General features: G+C 43.8%; 21 protein-coding genes. 2 read left to right on the top strand and 19 right to left on the bottom strand.

The window, feature by feature from the left end:
• Positions 1-31: 31 nt before the first annotated feature.
• The 7 genes from DXD06_RS00770 to proB are packed head-to-tail and all read right to left on the bottom strand — an operon-like array spanning position 32 to position 5,271.
• Positions 32-556, bottom strand: coding sequence for a Gx transporter family protein (locus DXD06_RS00770; RefSeq protein WP_117830311.1), 525 nt, complete (start codon positions 554-556; stop codon positions 32-34).
• Positions 540-923, bottom strand: coding sequence for a NusG domain II-containing protein (locus DXD06_RS00765; protein ID WP_022046599.1), 384 nt, complete (start codon positions 921-923; stop codon positions 540-542). The genes DXD06_RS00770 and DXD06_RS00765 overlap by 17 nt, the downstream gene beginning before the upstream one ends.
• The gene (gene miaB / locus DXD06_RS00760; protein WP_055067869.1) at positions 916-2,352 is read right to left on the bottom strand and encodes a tRNA (N6-isopentenyl adenosine(37)-C2)-methylthiotransferase MiaB; all 1,437 of its coding nucleotides are present in this window, start codon (positions 2,350-2,352) and stop codon (positions 916-918) included. The genes DXD06_RS00765 and miaB overlap by 8 nt, the downstream gene beginning before the upstream one ends.
• A 28-nt stretch (positions 2,353-2,380) precedes the next feature.
• Positions 2,381-3,643: a glutamate-5-semialdehyde dehydrogenase gene (locus tag DXD06_RS00755; protein WP_022046601.1), complete on the bottom strand. Its 1,263-nt coding sequence runs from the start codon at positions 3,641-3,643 to the stop codon at positions 2,381-2,383.
• A 2-nt stretch (positions 3,644-3,645) separates the two neighbouring features.
• Positions 3,646-4,233 carry a 5-formyltetrahydrofolate cyclo-ligase gene (locus DXD06_RS00750; RefSeq protein ID WP_158569450.1) on the bottom strand — a complete coding sequence of 196 codons (588 nt, stop codon included), beginning with the start codon at positions 4,231-4,233 and terminating at the stop codon, positions 3,646-3,648.
• The gene (locus DXD06_RS00745; protein ID WP_022046603.1) at positions 4,208-4,432 is read right to left on the bottom strand and encodes a DUF896 domain-containing protein; all 225 of its coding nucleotides are present in this window, start codon (positions 4,430-4,432) and stop codon (positions 4,208-4,210) included. Before DXD06_RS00745 ends, DXD06_RS00750 begins: the two co-directional genes overlap by 26 nt.
• Positions 4,432-5,271, bottom strand: coding sequence for a glutamate 5-kinase (proB, locus tag DXD06_RS00740; protein ID WP_117830309.1), 840 nt, complete (start codon positions 5,269-5,271; stop codon positions 4,432-4,434). The genes DXD06_RS00745 and proB overlap by 1 nt, the downstream gene beginning before the upstream one ends.
• A gap of 141 nt (positions 5,272-5,412) precedes the next feature.
• On the opposite strand from proB, the gene DXD06_RS00735 reads away from it, so the two are divergent.
• Positions 5,413-6,471: an FAD:protein FMN transferase gene (locus tag DXD06_RS00735; RefSeq protein WP_117830308.1), complete on the top strand. Its 1,059-nt coding sequence runs from the start codon at positions 5,413-5,415 to the stop codon at positions 6,469-6,471.
• A gap of 70 nt (positions 6,472-6,541) precedes the next feature.
• On the opposite strand, the gene rnfB is transcribed toward DXD06_RS00735, so the two are convergent.
• The 6 genes from rnfB to rsxC are packed head-to-tail and all read right to left on the bottom strand — an operon-like array spanning position 6,542 to position 11,581.
• Positions 6,542-7,330, bottom strand: coding sequence for an RnfABCDGE type electron transport complex subunit B (gene rnfB, locus DXD06_RS00730; RefSeq protein WP_117830307.1), 789 nt, complete (start codon positions 7,328-7,330; stop codon positions 6,542-6,544).
• 14 nt (positions 7,331-7,344) lie between these two features.
• Positions 7,345-7,950 carry an electron transport complex protein RnfA gene (locus tag DXD06_RS00725; protein ID WP_022046607.1) on the bottom strand — a complete coding sequence of 202 codons (606 nt, stop codon included), beginning with the start codon at positions 7,948-7,950 and terminating at the stop codon, positions 7,345-7,347.
• A 15-nt stretch (positions 7,951-7,965) separates the two neighbouring features.
• The gene (gene rsxE / locus DXD06_RS00720; protein WP_022046608.1) at positions 7,966-8,685 is read right to left on the bottom strand and encodes an electron transport complex subunit RsxE; all 720 of its coding nucleotides are present in this window, start codon (positions 8,683-8,685) and stop codon (positions 7,966-7,968) included.
• Positions 8,685-9,290 (bottom strand): RnfABCDGE type electron transport complex subunit G, encoded by a 606-nt coding sequence (locus tag DXD06_RS00715; protein ID WP_055067874.1) that lies wholly within the window; start codon positions 9,288-9,290, stop codon positions 8,685-8,687. Before DXD06_RS00715 ends, rsxE begins: the two co-directional genes overlap by 1 nt.
• On the bottom strand, positions 9,283-10,239 hold the full coding sequence (locus DXD06_RS00710; RefSeq protein ID WP_117830306.1) for an RnfABCDGE type electron transport complex subunit D: 957 nt from the start codon (positions 10,237-10,239) through the stop codon (positions 9,283-9,285). Before DXD06_RS00710 ends, DXD06_RS00715 begins: the two co-directional genes overlap by 8 nt.
• 19 nt (positions 10,240-10,258) lie before the next feature.
• The gene (gene rsxC / locus DXD06_RS00705) at positions 10,259-11,581 is read right to left on the bottom strand and encodes an electron transport complex subunit RsxC (protein WP_117830305.1); all 1,323 of its coding nucleotides are present in this window, start codon (positions 11,579-11,581) and stop codon (positions 10,259-10,261) included.
• Positions 11,582-11,800: 219 nt separating this feature from the next.
• On the opposite strand from rsxC, the gene DXD06_RS00700 reads away from it, so the two are divergent.
• Positions 11,801-12,901: a ribonuclease H-like domain-containing protein gene (locus DXD06_RS00700; RefSeq protein WP_117830304.1), complete on the top strand. Its 1,101-nt coding sequence runs from the start codon at positions 11,801-11,803 to the stop codon at positions 12,899-12,901.
• Positions 12,902-12,966: 65 nt separating this feature from the next.
• On the opposite strand, the gene DXD06_RS00695 is transcribed toward DXD06_RS00700, so the two are convergent.
• The 6 genes from DXD06_RS00695 to DXD06_RS00670 form a co-directional block, all read right to left on the bottom strand.
• Positions 12,967-13,746, bottom strand: a complete 780-nt coding sequence (locus tag DXD06_RS00695) for a CheR family methyltransferase (RefSeq protein ID WP_117830303.1) — start codon at positions 13,744-13,746, stop codon at positions 12,967-12,969.
• 72 nt (positions 13,747-13,818) lie between these two features.
• Positions 13,819-14,898, bottom strand: coding sequence for a 30S ribosomal protein S1 (gene rpsA / locus DXD06_RS00690; RefSeq protein WP_055067878.1), 1,080 nt, complete (start codon positions 14,896-14,898; stop codon positions 13,819-13,821).
• Positions 14,879-15,733: a 4-hydroxy-3-methylbut-2-enyl diphosphate reductase gene (gene ispH, locus DXD06_RS00685; RefSeq protein WP_022046615.1), complete on the bottom strand. Its 855-nt coding sequence runs from the start codon at positions 15,731-15,733 to the stop codon at positions 14,879-14,881. The genes rpsA and ispH overlap by 20 nt, the downstream gene beginning before the upstream one ends.
• A 6-nt stretch (positions 15,734-15,739) precedes the next feature.
• Positions 15,740-16,405 (bottom strand): (d)CMP kinase, encoded by a 666-nt coding sequence (gene cmk, locus DXD06_RS00680; protein ID WP_117830302.1) that lies wholly within the window; start codon positions 16,403-16,405, stop codon positions 15,740-15,742.
• A 39-nt stretch (positions 16,406-16,444) separates the two neighbouring features.
• The gene (locus tag DXD06_RS00675) at positions 16,445-17,686 is read right to left on the bottom strand and encodes an NAD(P)/FAD-dependent oxidoreductase (protein ID WP_117830301.1); all 1,242 of its coding nucleotides are present in this window, start codon (positions 17,684-17,686) and stop codon (positions 16,445-16,447) included.
• Positions 17,679-18,608, bottom strand: coding sequence for a MurR/RpiR family transcriptional regulator (locus tag DXD06_RS00670; protein WP_117830466.1), 930 nt, complete (start codon positions 18,606-18,608; stop codon positions 17,679-17,681). Before DXD06_RS00670 ends, DXD06_RS00675 begins: the two co-directional genes overlap by 8 nt.
• Between the last annotated feature and the right edge of the window lie 79 nt (positions 18,609-18,687).

Raw genomic sequence — 18,687 nt, 5'->3', positions numbered from 1 at the left:
CACAGCAGATACAATTATGCAAACAGATGTTCTACTCGTGATATTTTTCGGTCAGAAAACGCAGACGCACGATCAGTTCCTGTGCAAGAAGCCCGATCAGAAATCCCGTAAGAAGTCCGGCAATCAGAAGTACCGGAAAATAATACAACACATAATGGCTGGACACAACAAGCGCCGCTATAAGGATCTGCCCGATGTTATGAGCAATTCCTCCGGCCACACTGACGGAAATACAGCCCAGGTGGTTTCCTTTTTTTAAGAGTGCCATCACAAGAAAACTGAGGATTCCCCCGCCTAAGGAATACAAAATTCCGATCAGATTGCCAAACAAAATGCCGACAAGGAAAATTCTTATGACAGAGACACAAAATGCCTCCTTCGTTCCAATCGAATACAGCATTAAAACAACCACAATATTCGTCAGTCCGAGTTTTACTCCCGGAATTCCAAAATCAAAGGGAATCAGCATCTCTATATAACTGCAGATCATGGCAAGTGCGAGAAACACTCCCATAAACGCCGGTTTTCTCCAAAGCTGTTTACTGTGCAAATCCATCCATCCCTTCTTTTTTCGAATTCGTTACGGTCACTACCACACGATTCGGCAGACAGACAATGCTTTCATTTTCCGCGGAAATCGCTTTCTGATGCACACACAGTTTGTCCGGACAGTCCGCTTCTTTCATATCTGCTTTTCCATCGCGGATCACCAGAACATTCGTGGTTTTTCCTTTGGAATTTTTAATTTTTACAGTCTGCGGCTGTGACAGGGAATAGGTTCCATACACTTCTCCCTCTCTCGTCACCACCACAGAAGCTCCCTGTTTCCCTCCGGCAAAATACCAGACGCCCAGTACAATAAGACAGATACCAAGAAGCGCACCGATAAAAATCACATCTTTTTTGCCAAATTTTCTATGCATTCTCTGCGATCTCTCCCAGATAATAAAAACCTTTACATTCCGTAAGTTTTACCATAAACAGTTTTCCAATCATATCCGGGGTCCCCGGAAAATGCACCACCGAATTGTTTGAAAGCCGTCCGGTAATCAGGGAAGCATCCTGCGTATTCTGTTCCTCTGCCAGCACTTCCATCACTTTTCCTTCCAGTGCCATGGCTTTCTTTGCGCTGATCTGCTGTACTTCCTTTAACAACAGATCAAAATGCCGTTTCACTTCGGCCGGATCGCACTGATCTTCCATGGCTGCGGCCGGTGTGCCGGTCCGCTTGGAATATATAAACGTAAACGCACTGTCATATTCCACCTGTTTTACCACTTCAAGCGTTTCCTGGAAATCTTCTTCTGTCTCTCCAGGGAATCCGACAATAATATCGGTCGTCAGCGCAATATCCGGAATTGCCTCCCGAAGTTTCTTTACAATCGTCAGATACTGTTCTTTATCATAATGCCGGTTCATGATTTTTAAAATCCGTGAGCTTCCGGACTGCAGCGGCAGATGCATATGCTTGCATACCTTATCACATTCCTTCATGGCAAGGATCAGATCATCCGACAGATCCTTCGGATGAGAAGTCATAAACCGGATTCTCTTTAATCCCTCGATCTTGTTTACTTCCCGGAGAAGCTCTGCAAACGTAACTGGCTGCTCTAAATTTTTCCCATAAGAATTAACATTCTGTCCAAGCAGCATGACTTCACACACACCATCTGCCACCAGTCCTTCAATCTCACGGATGATATCTTTTGGTTCGCGGCTGCGCTCGCGGCCCCTGACATAAGGAACGATACAGTAACTGCAGAAATTATTACATCCGAACATGATATTGACACCGGATTTAAAAGAAAACTTCCGCCGGATTGGAAGATCTTCCACGATTTTATCCGTATCCTTCCATATATCAATGATCATGGAATCCGATTCCATACGATTGCATAAAAGTTCCGCAAATTTATAAATATTATGTGTCCCAAATACCAGATCCACAAAACGGTAGGATTTGCGGATCTTCTCCACTACCGTCGGCTCCTGCATCATACAGCCACAGAGTGCTATCATCATATGCGGATTTTTCTTTTTAAAGTTTGACAGATACCCCAGGCGTCCATACACCTTATTGTTTGCATTTTCACGCACCGTACAGGTATTGTAAATCACAAAGTCCGCGTGCTCATCCTCTGTCTCCACATAACCGATGTCCGTCAGGATTCCTAAAAGTTTCTCCGAGTCCCTCGCATTCATCTGACACCCAAACGTATGGACACAGCAGGTCAGTTTGCGCCCCGCTTCTTTTTCCTTTTGTGCCACATACTGTCTGGCTTTTTCTATGTATTCGTACTGCCGTCTGGTTTCTTCTTCCCCGGTTAATCCATTTATTTCTAAATCTCTCATAAAATCCTCTTATTTTCCTGCTCTTCTTTTATGGACGAACCTGACCGTTTCCATAAATAATATATTTATAACTGGTAAGTGCCTCAAGCCCCATCGGACCTCTGGCATGTAATTTCTGTGTGCTGATTCCGATCTCTGCGCCAAGACCAAATTCATTTCCATCGGAAAAACGGGTGGATGCATTCACATAGACACAGGCGGAATCAATTTCATTTAAAAATCTCTGTGCCACATCATAATTTTTGGTTATAATCGCCTCGGAATGGGAGGTATTGTACTTATTGATATGCGCGATTGCCTCGTCCAGGCTGTCTACAATCTTTACCGACATAATATAATCCAGATACTCTGTTCCCCAGTCTTCTTCTGTCGCATCTTTTACCAGTGGCTGATCCGGTCCCAGACATTCGACGGCATAGGAATCACCGCGCATCTCCACATCATATTCTTTTAATGCTGCATACAGCTTTGGAAGAAACTCTTTTGCAATTGCCCGGTGCACCACAATGGATTCGCAGGCATTGCATACACCGATCCGCTGTGTCTTTGCATTTTTAATGATATTGACCGCCATCTCCTGATCCGCAAACTGATCCACATAAACATGACAGTTTCCGGTTCCGGTTTCAATAACCGGAATCGTCGCATTATTTACCACACTCTGGATCAGTCCCCTGCCGCCTCTTGGAATCAGCAGATCCACATAATCCTTCATTTTCATAAACGCATTGGTGGTTTCCCGATCTGTGCTCTCGATCAGACTGAGTGCCCCTTTTGGAATATTCATCCTGCGAAGTGCCTCCTGCATGGCAGAAACAATCGCAATGTTCGAATGGATGGCATCACTTCCACCCTTTAAAATTGCACAGTTTCCGGACTTAAAACACAGACCGAACGCATCGGAAGTAACATTCGGGCGGGCCTCAAAGATAATGCCAACGACACCGATGGCTACACGCACTTTTCCAATGATCAGTCCGTTCGGTCGTTTTCGCATGGACATCACTTCCCCGATGGGATCTTCCAGTTTCGCCACCTGCCGGAGTCCGTCTGCCATTCCCAGAAGACGGTCATGATCCAGCTTCAGGCGGTCTAAAAGTCCCTGTGGCATATTGCGCTCACGTCCCCGCTCCATATCTATTGCATTGGCCTCTAAAATTTCCTGCTCATGTGCCATAAGCGCGTCCGCAGCCAGTTCGAGTGTTCTGTTTTTTGTATCGGTATCCAGCATTCCAACCCTGATCCGGTCTTCATGTGCCTGCCGGCACAGTTCCTGCAGTTTTGCATCCATTGTCATTCTCCTCCTGTTGTCCGTTTCGGACGATACCATTGTTGTTCTGTGATCACATCATCCATAGGATGATCATGTATTTCCGTTGGAATTCTTTTGACGATCTGTTCTCCAAACGCAATTCCTGTCCTGTGCAGATTTTCTTTCTGCTTCAGGTAACGATCGTAAAATCCTCCTCCGTATCCGAGCCGCATCCCCTTTTCGTCGAATGCAACACCGGGGACAAGAATCCATGCCTCCCCATTCTCTGCAAAAGAAGAAAGCGGATATTGTTTGACATCCGGTTCCGGGACAGAAAACATTCCCTTTTTTAACTGTCCGGAATCCTCAATCCGGTAAAACTCCATTTCCTTCCCACACACCTTCGGGAAAAAAATATGTTTTCTGTCCCGAAGTGCCTGATCGCAGAAAAGCTGCAATTCGACTTCGCTTCTAATCGCGGCATAAACCAGAATTTTCTGAAATCTGGCATACTCCGGTGCCGACAGCAGCCGCTCACAGATTTTTGCGCTCTTCTGCCGCCTCTCCTGCGGAGAAATCCGGTCTCTCTTTTCCTTCATCCGTTTACGAAGTTCTTGTTTTTGATCCATATTTTTCTCCAAGATTTTCCACAGATCCATCTGCATTCATCATGTCAATATTGTTAAGCTGATTGCGCAGATTTGCCTTTACCGAAGCGACATATTCCTGACGCAGCAGTGCCTGTTCCTTCTTTTCTTCTTCGCTCAATCCTTCTGCTTTGGATTTTTTGTATAATTCATTGATGCGTGCAATTTTTTCGTTTGTCATCAGCCTATCGTCTCCATAATATAATTTGCAAGGTTAAAGTTTGCATTTTCATTAGCCGTAAATAACGTTCCCACATAATCATTTTCGAAAATATCCTGCAGGATGCGGACATCCCCGCCATTTGCAATGATCATATCCGTTCCGGATAATGTTGCAATCTTTGCTGCGGCAAGTTTTGTCGCCATCCCGCCGGTTCCGACATTGCTGCCGGTAGATTCTTTAGCCATTCCATAAATGTTTTCATCAATAGCATCTACGACTTTAAGCAGCCTTGCCTCCGGGTTTTTGTGCGGATCATCCGTATAAAGTCCGTCAATATCGGAAAGCAGGATCAAAAGATCTGCCCCCACCATGGAAGCGACCAGTGCCGACAGCGTATCATTGTCACCAAACTGCATCTCATAGGTACTGACCGTATCGTTCTCATTCACGACCGGAACCACCCCGAGATGGAACAGTTCGTCAAATGTATTCTTTGCATTCGCACGGGATACCGGATTTACCATTGTATTTTTTGTCAGCAGAATCTGCCCTGCGGTCTGTGAATATTCCGCAAACAGTTTCTGGTAAACCATCATCAGTTTTGCCTGTCCCACAGCCGCACATGCCTGCTTTACCGATGTCTCGGACGGACGTTCCTTCACGCCCATGGCAGCCCTTCCCACGGCAATCGCACCGGAACTTACCAGACAGACATCCATTCCCTGATTGTGCAGATCACTCAGCTGCCTGACCAGGTGTTCCATTTTGGCAAGATTTAAACGGCCGGTCTCTGCGTGCGTCAGAGAGGAAGAACCGATTTTGATCACGATACGTTTATAATTCAGTTTACTGTCCATTGTACTTTATTCCTCGATTTTCTTTACTTATGCATACCTTTAAATACTTTACCATATCTTCCGAAAAAAAACAACAAAGCTTGCCGCCTGCCATAAAATGGAGTATATTAATCTGTATAAAATTTTACGGAGAGGATTTTTATGAAACAACAAAAATACATCAGATACATTCTGTTGCCCACAACGCTTCTTTGCCTTATTGCATCACTTTTTTGTGGCTGCTCTGCCAATTCCGGGAAAATATCCAAAACGGGATTTTATTTTGATACGATGATCACGGTTACCCTCTATGGAACCCGTGATGAAAAGATATTGGATGATTGCTTTTCCCTGGCAGGAAACTACGAAAAGAAACTTTCAAACACCATCACAGACAGTGAAGTTTCAAAGATTAACGAGGCAAACGGCCAGTTTGTGACAGTCAGCAGCGATACCCTCTCCCTGATCAAAGATGGTATCCGGTATGGAAAAATCAGTGATGGAACATTTGATATTACCATCGGTACCCTCTCGGATCTGTGGAATTTTTCAGAGATTGCAGAAACCGCAAAATCCGATGAGAACGAAGTCGATGCATCGGTTGTCCCTTCCCCGGAAAAAATTGAAGCGGCACTGGCACATGTCAACTATAAAAATATTGAGATCAAAGGAAATCAGGTGCGGTTGAAAGATCCGCAGGCCAAAATTGACCTTGGCGGAATTGCGAAAGGTTTCATTGCGGATGAAATGCGAAGTTTCCTGAACAAAAAAGGAATCACCTCCGGCGTGATCAGCCTTGGGGGAAATGTCCTGACTCTTGGGAAAAAGGCAGATCACTCTTCCTATACCATTGGTATCCAGAAACCATTTTCCGAAACCGGTACGTCACTTGGCACCTTAAACGTATCCGATGCTTCGGTTGTTTCTTCCGGTATTTATGAGCGCTATTACCGGGTCAACGGCAAACTGTATCACCATATTTTAGACACCTCGACCGGATATCCGGTCGAGAACCATCTCTATCAGGTAACCATCATCAGTAACATCTCCATGGACGGGGATGCACTCAGCACAACCTGTTTTTCCCTCGGATTAAAAAAGGGAATGCAGCTGGTGGAACAGACCGATGGCGTGGAAGCCATCTTTGTCTCCGATGACGGAACAATTACATGCAGTTCCGGAATCAACCGGGATGATTCCATACAGTTTCATGCCTCCTGATTTTCGTGTTCTGAAAAACTCTGCATAAAAATACCCCATGCAGGCTGACCCTGCATGGGGTTATTTCTTGTTATAAAATAATCTTTTTCGGACACTTTTCTGCACAGATTCCGCAGCCTGTACATTTTTCCTGATCGATGTATGCAATGTTGTCTACCACATGAATCGCATCAGACGGACAGTTCTTCTCACAGAGATGACAGCCGATACATCCAACGGAACATGCACTCATGACATCCTTGCCCTTGTCTTTGGAACTGCACTGTACGAGGTGCATTGCCTCATATGGTACAAGTTCAATCAGATGCTTCGGACATGCAGCCACACATTTTCCGCAGGCCTTGCAGACCTTCGGATCGACTTTTGCAATACCATCTACGACATGGATCGCATCAAACGGACATGCTTTCACACAATTTCCAAATCCCAGACATCCATAATTGCAGGACTTTGGTCCGCCATTTGGAACAAATGCCATTGCCGCACAATCTTCCACTCCGGTATACTCGTAATCCTGTTTTGCTTTCTCACAGGTTCCGGCACACTTGACAAAAGCGACTTTTTTTACCGAAGCCCCGGCAGAAACACCCATGATCTCGCCAATCTTTGCGGCAACCGGCTCTCCACCGACCGGACACTGATTGACCGGTGCCTCTCCCTTTGCGATTGCCGCAGCAAGTCCGGAACATCCGGCATATCCACAGCCACCACAGTTATTTCCCGGGAGAACTTCTAAGATCGCATCCTCTCTCGGATCAGTCTCTACCTTGAACTTTTCTCCGGCGATTCCGAGGAAAAATCCAAGAATAATTCCTACGCAGCCGACAACAACAGCTGCGACAATAATTCCAGTTATCATACGTCTTTTCCCTCCTAAATCATTCCTGAGAATCCCATAAAGGCAATGGACATCAGGCAGGCAGTGATCAGAACAATCGCTGTACCCCTAAATGTCTTCGGGATATCATTGTACTCAATTTTTTCACGGATTCCCGCCATCAATACGATTGCGATAAAGAAACCAAATGCTGTGGAAAATCCGTAAACAACACCCTCTAAGAGATTGTAATCATAAGTAACACAGTTTAAGGCTACACCAAGTACCGCACAGTTTGTGGTAATCAGCGGCAGGTAAACACCCAGTGACTGATACAGTGATGGCATGCTCTTCTTTAAAAACATTTCTACAAACTGTACCAGTGCTGCAATAACCAGAATAAATACAATGGTCTTTAAATAGGTCAGATCAATTCCCTTTTTCACGAGAAACGGATTGGCCAGAATAAATTTATAGATCAGTCCGGTAATGAAAGAAGAGATCGTAATAACGAAAATTACGGCGCCTCCCATACCAGCAGCTGTCTCTGTTTTCTTGGATACACCAAGGAACGGACAGATACCAAGGAACTGACTCAATACTACGTTGTTTACGATCGCAGAACCTACCGCGATCAAAACCAGTTCAGCTAATGTACTCATCGTCTCTCTCCCTCCTTATGCCTGTTCCTGATCAGAAGCTCCTGCACTCTTTCCTGTACAAAGTGCGGACTGACCACAGTGTGCACAGTCTCCGGATAAACATCCTGCCGGCTCTGCAAGCGGTTTGCCCTTTGCTTCCATCTTTTTACGGATAATATTCATTCCGGCTACAAGGAATGCCAATACAAGGAATGCTCCCGGTGCCATGATGAAAATCGTGATCGGAGTAAATCCTTTGATTGCGGAAAGGAACGGAAGTCCGAAAAAGGTTCCGGCACCAAGGATCTCACGGATCAGTCCGATGATGGTCAGACCCATGGTAAATCCAAGTCCCATACCAATTCCATCAAAAATAGATTCGATTGGTCCATTCTTGGATGCATAGCTTTCTGCACGGCCAAGAATGATACAGTTTACAACGATCAGCGGAATATACACACCAAGTGCCTTAGAAAGGCTTGGAAGATATGCCTGCATCAGAAACTGTACGACCGTAACAAGTGATGCAACAATCACGATATAGGCCGGCATACGCACGCCGTTTGGAATCACCTTACGGAACAGTGAAATCAAAAGGTTGGAAAATACCAGTACCACAAGGGTAGAGAGTCCCATGCCAAGTCCGTTGATCGCTGAAGATGTAACCGCAAGTGTCGGACACATACCAAGCATCAGGACAAAGGTAGGATTCTCTTTGATCACACCATTATACAAACGTTCTACATACTTGTTCATTACTGAGCACCTCCTAACGCATTCTGGAAGTAATAGATGGCTGCATTACAGCCATTTGCCATTGCCTTTGAAGTAATGGTAGATCCGGTAATTGCCTCAATCTGATCATCCGATGCCGGTTTTTGTTTTACAACCGTAAACTTGTCTACCGTTTTGTTTTCAAACTGGCTGTAGAAATCTTCCTCTTCTGCTTTCATACCAAGTCCCGGTGTCTCGGAAATATCGGTAATCGAATATCCGTTGACGGTTCCATCATTTTTGATACCAACGGAAAATGTAATACTTCCCTGGCTTCCGTCTTTTGCGGTAACGGTAATGACATATCCCAGTGCATTGCCATCTTTATCTACGGCCTGCTCGACATCGTCAATCGTATCGTCATATCCTGCATCTGCAACCATTTTGTCTGCGGCATCCGCATCATACTCCTGCTGGTTGAACCCAGAGGCATCCGCAAACACTGCCTGATACGCTTCTTTTTTGGTCTGCTCGTTGGCTTTGTCAATCGGAGCCTTTGTAATTCCATATACCGCCCCTAAAATCACGCCGATCACAAGGGTAAAGGCTGTCAAAACCAAAGCGTCATGTATAATCTGTTTATTCATTCTTCTTTGCCTCCTTTGCCAGTCCAAAAGCTCTCGGAATTGTAAACTTCTCAATAATCGGTACTAAAATATTGCTCAGGATGATTGCAAAAGAAACACCCTCTGCATTTGCTCCGAAACAGCGGAAAATACCGGTTAACAGGCCACAGCAGATACCGTAAATAATCTGACCGGCCGGTGTAATCGGTGAAGTCACATAATCGGTTGCCATAAAGAATGCACCAAGCATCAGACCACCACCGCACAGTTCTGCAACCAGATAATTGGCATTCATCGGTTCCTTGCCAAAGATCAGCATAAATACCGCAAATGTAATCAGGTAAGCAGCCGGAATCCGTAATGTGATAACGCCCAGAAGAATCAGGATAATCGCACCAATCAGGATTGCGATCACGGATGTCTCACCGATGGTTCCCGGAATCTTTCCGGTCAGCATATCCATGACATTGACGGAAGAAAGTCCTTCATTTCTGATCATGGCAAGCGGTGTTGCCCCGGAATATGCCTCAAACTTAGAATTCTTGAAATTTGTCATGTCTGCGGCAAAAGCAATCAGCAGAAAACATCTTCCACCCAGTGCCGGGTTCATGAAGTTTTGTCCCAGTCCGCCAAACATCATCTTTACAATGACAATGGCAAATACACTGCCAATCACAGCCTCCCACCATGGAAGTCCTGCCGGCAGGTTCAGTGCCAGAAGAAGTCCGGTGACAACCGCACTCAGATCCGGCAGGCTGTTTTTTTTATGTACGATCTTATCAAAAATCCATTCGGAAGCCAGACAGCTTGCGATGGTAACTAAAATCAAAAGTAATGCATGCATTCCAAAATTCCAGATACCAAACAGGGTTGCCGGCAGCAACGCGATGATCACATACAGCATAACTCTGCTTGTGGAGTCCTTGGCACGCACATGTGGTGAAGACGAAACCTGATATTTCTCACTCACAACAATCCACCTCTTTCTCTTATTTTTTCTTTCTCTTATCTGCTAATACGAGTTTCTTCATTGTCTTGACGGACTGTGCCACCTGTCTGCGGGAAGGACATACATAACTGCAGCTTCCGCACTCGATGCACTCTAGTCCATGCCAGCGTTCAAACTCATCCTTTTGTCCGTGTTCACTGAACTTTGCAAGCCTGCTTGGAATCAGTTTTTCCGGACACGCTTCCACACACCGGCCACAGCTGATGCATGCGAGCGGTTCAAACTCTGCCACCTCATCTTTTCCTAGACATAACAGAGAAGAAGTCGTCTTTGTGGTAGGAACATCCAGTCCAAAAATGGCAAATCCCATCATAGGACCGCCGGATACCAGTTTCTGTGGCTGTACTTTAAATCCTCCGGCAGCTTCCACCAGCTGCTCGTATGGTGTACCCATACTGTACAAAAAGTTTGACGGGGTGGTAATTGCGTCTCCGGTGATTGTAGCAATTCGCTTCATCACAGGAACTCCATCTTTTACTGCATGCTTGATTGCAATCATGGTTTCTACGTTGTCCACGATACAGCCTGCATCTGCAGGAAGCATTTTGGAATTGATTTCGCGTCCGGTCACTGCGTAGATCAGCTGACGCTCTCCTCCCTGCGGATACTTTGTCAGCAATTCACAGACCTCCATCCGGGGCTCATCCTTAATCAGTTCCTTCAGTTTTGCAATTGCATCCGGTTTGTTATTTTCGACGCCAAACACACCTTTTGCATGGTCAAACAGCTGCAGTATGATCTTCATACCTGCAACCAGATCTTCCGGATTTTCGATCATTCTGCGGTAATCTGCAGTCAGATATGGCTCGCATTCTGCGCAGTTTGCAATAATATACTCGATTTTTTCCGGCTCTTTCGGAGACAGTTTTACATGTGTCGGGAAACCTGCGCCTCCCATACCAACCACACCGGCCTCCTTAATTCGATCAATGATTTTCTCCCTGGATAAGGATGTCACATCATCCACCGGTGAATACTCACACTCCGTAAACTGATCGTCACTCTCGATTACAATGGAATTCACCATATCACCGACTGCCACACGCCGTGGTTCAATTTTCTTCACTGTACCGGATACCGAAGAATAAATCGGAGAAGATACAAAGCCGCCGGCTTCTGCAATCTTCTGCCCTTTCTTTACGCTATCCCCTACAGCGACAATTGGAGTGGCTGGTGCACCAATATGCTGTGACAATGGAAAAACCAGTTCTCCTTTGGGTAGAACTTCTTTGATTGGCGCATCCTTGGCAAGTTCTTTGCCTTCATAGGGATGTACGCCGCCTATAAATGTTTTCAAACCCATCCTTGTGCCCTCTTTCCTTATTTTTTTGTCTAAACCATATAGTTTATAACATAATTCACATTAAATTATAGCACTTTTTAACCATGTATGTAGTAAAATTTTTAATTTTTTCTGAATATTTTGTATTCTTTTTAATACAAAGAAACATGACGAAAAATGAGATTTATGGTATAATCCAGACACACAGACAAAATCCAAACGTTATATAAAGGAGAATTTATGAAAACGTTTCATGAAGAAATCCCCGATCTCTGTCAGGACGCTCTCACCGACCAGCTTTTTGATGAACACTCTATATTTTTTGACATAGAAACTACCGGGTTTTCACCTGCAAATTCCACACTCTATATGATTGGATGTGCCAGACGCAAAAGCAACCGGATCTGTATTGAACAGTTTTTTGCTGAAAAACCGGAAGAAGAAGCTGAAATCCTCGTCACATTTTTTCAGATGCTGTCACCATATACCACCATCATTACGTTTAACGGTGTGGGATTCGACATTCCTTACCTGAAGGCAAAAGCAGACCATTATAAGATTCCGGAACATTTTCGGGATTTTGAATACCTGGATATATTTAAATCGGTTTCTTCGATCAAATTTTTATTGAAACTGGAAAACTATAAGCAAAAAACCATAGAATCCTTTCTGGGTCTTAAAAGAGAAGACGAAAAGACGGGAGGGGATCTGATCCATGTATATTTCACGCATGTGAAACATCCGACAGAAGAAACGATGCATCTTCTTCATATTCATAATTACGAAGATGTTCTGCACATGATTGATCTGCTCTCTGTTTTATCTTATCTGGAAGTATTAAACGGTCAGTACACCATCCTCTCCCACCGGATCGACCATTACCACGCATATGACGGAACCGAAGGGGAGGAATGGATCATCACCATGCAAAACAACTATCCCGTTCCGCGTCAGCTTTCCTGTAAACAGGATTGTTTTTATCTGATGATCGGAAAAAACCGCACTTCTCTTCGTATTCCGGTCTACGAAGGTGAACTGCATTATTTTTATTCCAATTACAGGGATTACTATTATCTGAAAAAAGAAGATATGGCAATACACAAAAGTGTTGCCTCATTTGTAGACAAAGAATACCGGGAAAATGCCAAAGCAAGTAACTGTTATACGCGCAAATCCGGCAAATTTCTTCCGCAATACAACAATGTTATGCAACCGGAGTTCCGTAAAGAGTATAAGGATAAAATCAGTTATTTTGAGATGACGGATGATTTTTGTACCTCTGATATCATGTTGCGCCGCTATATTGATCACATCTTAAAAAATATGATGGGAAAAAAATAATAATTTAAGACTGCAAAAATGCATGTTCTTATGTTTTAGGCATAAAAACATGCATTTTTATTGGTTTAAACATTCTTTTCAAAATAAAAACTGCTGAGTCTGTCAAATCCAAGTTCTTTATAATTGGTAATTTGTTCTGTACTTCCGATAAATAAAACCCCATGACTCTTCAGTGACTGATGGAATTTTTGATAAATCATGTCTTTTGCATCATCTGTAAAATAGATAACCACATTTCTGCAGAGAATCATATCAAAATCCCTTGGATACGGATCTTTTAACAGATTGTGTTCTTTAAACGTCACGCAGCGCTTGATTTCATCCGAAATCTGAAATGATTTTCCGATCTGTTTAAAATACTTGCGTTTAAATTCCGGCGGCACATTTGCAATGCTCTTTTCATTGTACAGACCAACCTGCGCTTTCTGAAGAACCTGCTTGTCCAGATCGGTTGCCGTAATATGAATGTTGGAAAGCGGAATATGTTTGGATAATGCCATGACAAGAGAATACGGTTCATCTCCTGTCGAACAGGCTGCACTCCACACATGCAGATTTTTTCCATGCTGTTTGATAAGTTTCGGAATAACATTCTCATCCATCAGCTTCCACTGATCCGGATTACGGTAAAACTCAGAGACATTGATTGTAAGAAAATTGACAAATGCCTCAAATTTGTCCTTGTCTGTCTTCAGCACACGGATATACTCATCATAATTGCTGCAGCCATGCTTTGTCGCAATCGTATCAATTCGTCTGCGCATCTGTTTTTCTTTGTAATAATTCAAATCGATTTTTGTCAGAGCATAGACGTCTTTTTTGAATTTTTCATAATTGTCAAACATAGACTTTTACCCCCTATAAACAATAAGAAGCTGCCCGAAGGCAACTTCTTACCTATGAAAATTTACAGTGAATTATTCCTCTGTCTCAGCATCTTCAGCCGGAGCTGCAAGAGCCTTAATGCTTAAGCTGATCTTCTTTTCTTCTTCGTTGAAGTCTACGATCTTTGCTTCAACTTCCTGACCAATCTTTAATACATCAGAAGGCTTCTCTACATGTTCCTGGGAGATCTGTGATACATGAAGTAATGCATCAACACCAGGAGCAAGCTCTACGAATGCACCGAAATCTGTCATACGTGCAACTTTTCCTTTTACCACGTTGCCAACGGCATACTTCTCTGCAGCACCATTCCAAGGATTCTCATCCTCAAATTTCATGCTGAGTGCAATCTTGGTATCTGTAATATTCTTGATAAATACGCGAACTTTCTGTCCAACAGTAAATACTTTCTTAGGATTCTCAACTCTGCCCCATGACATCTCTGAGATATGAAGTAATCCGTCTACTCCGCCCAGGTCGATGAATGCACCGAAATCTGTAACATTCTTTACAGTTCCTTCGATTACATCGCCGACTTTGATCTTTGCAAACAGTTCTTTCTGAAGCTCTGCCTTCTTTGCAAGTAATAAGGTCTTGCGGTTACCAATGATTCTTCTCTTTCTAGGATCAAACTCTGTGATAACAAACTCGATTTCCTGATCCTTGAACTTGCTTAAGTCTTTCTCATATGTGTCAGATACAAGGCTTGCCGGGATAAATACTCTTGTCTCATCTACATTGACACATACACCACCGGTAAGTACCTGGCTGACTTTTGCCTTTAAAATTTCCTGATTTTCGAATGCTTCCTCTAATCTCTTGTTTCCCTTCTCTGCTGCGAGACGCTTGTAAGAAAGGAGAACCTGTCCCTCACCATCGTTTACTTTTACAACTTTGGCTTCTAAGGTATCGCCGGCTTTTACGACTGTAGTAAGGTCTACATTTGGCTCGTTTGTATATTCATTACGTGTAATGATTCCATCTGATTTGTAGCCGATATTCAGGATGATTTCATCTGGCTTAACATCAATAACGGTACCCTCTACCACTTCTCCATTTCTTATTGTTTTTAAAGATTCTTCCAACATTTGTTCAAAGCTCATTTCTGACATTCTTTGAAACCTCCTCGATGATATTGTTTGGGGTTGAAGCCCCTGCGGTAATACCTACGTTATTGATGGATTGTATCTGATGATAATCCATATCTTTACTCGTTTGTATATAGTAAGTATTTGCACATTCCTTTTTAGATATTTCATACAATTTTTGCGTATTGGAGCTATGCTTGTCACCAATGACAATCATGAGATCCGACTCCGCAGCAATTTTGCGTGCTTCCGTCTGTCTTTCCTCCGTTGCATTGCAGATTGTATCTAAAACACTTATATCATAACCTTTTTTCTTTATAATTTCAACTAATTCTTGAAATTTATTGTAGTTAAATGTCGTCTGTGCCACCAGACAGACTTTTTCTCCCTCTTTTAACGGTAATTTTTCAATATCTTCCTGACTTGTGACCGTATAGGCAGGCTGTCCTTCCACCCATCCGAGAATTCCTTCCACTTCCGGGTGATGTTCGTTTCCGGCAATCACAATCCGATACCCTTCTTTGCTGTACTTCTCCACAAGTCGGTGAATTTTCAGGACAAACGGACAGGTTGCATCCAGCACTTCAAATCCGCATGCCTTCATTGCTTCATGTTCTCTGCGGCTGATACCGTGTGAACGGATGATAATCTTTCCTTTTGGAAGATTCTCAAGTTCTTTGAGCTCCCTGACCACATGAACTCCACGCTGTTTAAGGTCCCTGACTACTTCTTCATTGTGAATGATCGGCCCATACGTATATACCGGAACTTTTGCCTCTTCTGCTTCCTGATATACCATATTTACTGCCCGTTTCACGCCGAAGCAATACCCGGCACTTTTTGCAATCGTCAGCTTCATTTTTGTCTATTCCGCCTTCTTGATTATTTTTTTCATTTCTTCAACAACGCCGTCAATATCCAGATCCGATGAATCTAAAAGGACAGCATCATCCGCCTGTTTTAACGGGGAAGTTTCCCGGTGCATATCCCGGTAATCGCGCTCAATAATATCTTTTTCTATCGCATCCATATCACAGGATACACCTTTTGCTGTCAGCTCATCAAAGCGGCGCTTTGCCCGCACTTTCGAGCTTGCAGTGAGATAAATTTTCACATTGGCATTCGGAAGGACAACCGTACCGATATCTCTTCCATCCATAATCACATTTTCCTTTGCAGCAAGCTGTCTCTGCAATTCTACCAGTTTTGTACGAACCACTGGATAAACACTGGTCGCGCTGGCCATGTTGCCGACTTCCTCTTTCCGGATAACGCCGTTTACGTTCTCTCCATTTAAGATCACCTGCTGTTCTCCGCCCATATACTGAATGGTCACGTCTACCTTCGGACAGGCAGCCGCAATCGCCTGCTCATCGGAAGCATCGATATGATTCTGTAAAAAATAATATGCCATCGCGCGGTACATTGCACCGGTATCCACATACACATACCCCAGATCCGCCGCAAGTTTTTTGGCGATTGTACTTTTTCCGGCTCCTGCCGGTCCATCAATTGCAATATTAAATGCCATTTTCTATTCTCCTTTGAAATAAATTATTTATCTTTGAAATTACAAAACGGATATTCCCGCCAGGTGTCCGGTGGACCAGGCAATCTGAAGATTATAGCCACCGGTAAGTGCATCCAGATCCAGCACCTCGCCGCAGAAATACAGCCCCTGCACAAGTTTTGACTCCATCGTGGAAGGATTGATATCTTTCACGGAAACACCGCCCTTTGTTATAATTGCCTCTTTAAAATCGCGAAGCCCTGTAATTGTAAGCGGCATATTTTTAAACAGATGTAACAGATTCTGTCTCTGTTCCCTGGATATTTCATTCACCTTTGTATCTGGATCAATGCCTGATAACGCAATCATAACGGGTATCATTTTTGCCGGGAGCAAATGCCCCAGAGAATTTTTAAACTGCTTATTTTTCATTTCATCAAATTCCCTTAAGATCCGGTGATCAAGCTGTTCCACATCCAGTGCCGGTTTCAGATCAATCGTCATGGAAAGCTCCTGGTCAAATGCTTTTGCCGGGATACATCCGCTTGCCGACAATACCAGCGGACCACTGACACCGAAATGCGTAAAAAGCATCTCTCCAAAATCCTCATACAGTTTTTTCTTTCCCCGGGTAACCGACATACGGACATTGCGCAGCGAAAGGCCCTGCAGATCCCTGACCCACGGTTCTTTCATTTCCATCGGAACCAGTGCCGGTGTCGGCGATACCATCTTATGTCCGCTCTCTTCTGCCATGCGGTAACCGTCCCCCGTTGCCCCTGTTGAAGGATAGGAAATTCCTCCAGTTGCAACAATCACTGCGTCCGCATGCATTTTTGTATGATCAGCCAGCTCAACACCGGTAACACGCTTTTCTTCATCCCTCTTTTCAAGCAGCAGACGATTTACCTTTGTATGCAGTAAAACTTCCACATGCTGCCCCCGCAATGCGGTGGATAACGCCGCAATCACATCGGAAGAATGATCCGACACAGGAAATACACGGTTCCCACGCTCTGTTTTTGTAGGCATTCCATGACTCTCAAAAAAAGAAATCACCTGCTCATTGTCATAGGAGTAAAAAGCACTGTATAAAAATTTACGGTTGCTGACTACATTGGCAAACAGCTGTTCCATATCACTGGCATTCGTCAGATTGCAGCGCCCTTTTCCCGTAATAAACAGCTTTTTTCCGAGTTTTTCATTCTGTTCTAAAAGCGTCACTGCATGTCCGCTCTCCGCTGCCGCATACGCAGCCATCATTCCCGCCGGTCCTCCACCGATCACGATTACTTTACTCATTATCGATATCCCCTAATTTTGCATAATGTACCTTAATCGAATCATCAATATAATTGATCTCATCGTTTTCATATACCTGATACTCATCCCAGATGTCTTCTAACATCGTCAGCGTTCCCGCCACTTCTTTCTGTTTCTTCATGCACAGAGCCACTACCAGCGCATTGATAACGGAAAGCGGTGCGACAAGGGAATCCACAATGGATGCCATATCACTGTCCGCAATGAGATTGCAGGAAGAATACAGATTCATCGGTGAATGTATGCTGTCAGTAATTGTAATTACTTTTGCACTCCGGTTATTTGCAAATTCCAATGCCTTTAATGTCCGCATGGAATATCGTGGGAAACTGATTCCGATAATAACGTCATTTTCCCCGATTCTTACCATCTGTTCAAACAGTTCACTCGAACTGTTTGTCGTAAGCAGACGCACATTATCAAACATCAGATTCAGATAAAATCCGAGAAAACTTGCAAGCGGCGCACAGCTTCTGATCCCGACAATATAAATATTTTTTGCCTCAAGGATTGTCGAGACGGCCACCTCAAACGCACTGTGATCAATTTTTTCCAGTGTCGTTTTGATCTTGTCCGCGTCTGCCGATAAAACTGTCTCTAAAATCTTCGACTGACTGATTCTTCCGTAGGTTACCTCCATGCGCTGTACGGAGTTTAATTTATTGCGCACCAGTTCTTCTAAGGCACGCTGAAATTCCGGATATCCTTTATATCCAAGATATGTTGCGAAACGTACAACGGTCGACTCACTGACACCGACCGTTTCCCCCATCTTTGCGGCTGTTAAAAATACCGCTTTATCATAATTATCTGTAATGTAAGTTGCAAGCAGTTTCTGTCCCTTGCTCATCGAACTGTAACAATTATTAATCCGGTTTAACAGATCATTGGTATTTGACATCATATTCTCCTCTTTATCCCATAAAAGCTGTGCCACAAACAGCACTTTTGATTGTATCACTTTAACCGGAAAATGCAAG

The organism is Roseburia sp. TF10-5, assembly GCF_003462365.1.
GTDB classification, from domain to species: Bacteria; Bacillota; Clostridia; order Lachnospirales; family Lachnospiraceae; genus Roseburia; species Roseburia faecis.
This window is presented reverse-complemented; position numbering and strand designations above follow the sequence as displayed.